Raw genomic sequence first — 990 nt, 5'->3', positions numbered from 1 at the left:
TGTGTAAACCCACCAGGTTGTTCACGCCGATGCCGAGTGTGCTGATCGGTGTGTGGTAGTTGAGGCTGGCATGGGGTCGATGCCAGTTGTAGTCGTGCAGCCAGTGCGGCAGATGGGCCGCGCGCTGATCGGCATTCTCGTAGGCGCGGGCATACGCCCACTCGTGAAGTGCCGTCTGGATCAACCGTTCGGCCTTGCCGTTGGTGCGCGGCCGATAGGCCCGCGTGCGCCGGTGCGTGAGCCCGAGTCGACGACAGGCCTTGGCAAACACACGGGAGCCGTAGCACGCGCCATTATCGGTGAGTACGCGCTTGAAGGTCACGCCCAGGCCCCGGTAGTAGCGTAGTGAGGCGATCAAGGCGCGTACCGCACTAATGCCCGTTTCGTCGGGCCGGATCGTGGCATGCGACACGCGGCTGTGATCGTCGATGGCGACATGGACATAATCCCAACCGGCCCCGCGTGAACGCCCCGCCTGTCGATCGCCGGTCACGCGATGGCCGGGGCGCTTGAAGCGACCGAGCTTTTTGATATCCAGGTGCAACAGGTCCCCGGGCGCGTCGTGGGTATAGCGTTTGATCGGCGGCGCCGGGTCGAGCGCGGATAGCCGGTTCAGGCCGGCCCGCTGGAGCACGCGGGCGATGGTGGTCACCGGCACGCCAACCTCTTGGCTGATCGCACGATAGATCCGGCGCTCACGCCGCAAGGCAATGATTCGGTCACGGGTCGCCGCCGACAGCTGTTGTGGGCAACGCACCGGGCGTGAACTGCGTTCATACAAGCCTTCCAGCCCTTGCGCGTGGTAACGGGCAAGCCATTTGTAGGCGGTGCGTGCACTCACGCCCATCGCCTGGGCGGCCTCAACCGGTCGCTGACCGTGTTCGAGGATACGACGGACCAACAGGTCTCGACCATAAATCGTCAAACGCGCATGCTTGTGGGTGTTCATCCGGGTCACTCCTGAAGCTTGAAGGATTCGACACCCATCAG

General features: G+C 63.9%; 1 protein-coding gene. It reads right to left on the bottom strand.

What is annotated here, in order from left to right:
* Positions 1-949, bottom strand: a 949-nt coding sequence (locus tag T5B8_RS19960) for an IS481 family transposase (RefSeq protein ID WP_353181009.1), incomplete at its 3' end; no start/stop codon positions are given.
* Positions 950-990: the final 41 nt, after the last annotated feature.

Origin of the sequence: Salinisphaera sp. T5B8 (genome assembly GCF_040361255.1) — a bacterium.
GTDB lineage: Bacteria > Pseudomonadota > Gammaproteobacteria > Nevskiales > Salinisphaeraceae > Salinisphaera.
This window is presented reverse-complemented; position numbering and strand designations above follow the sequence as displayed.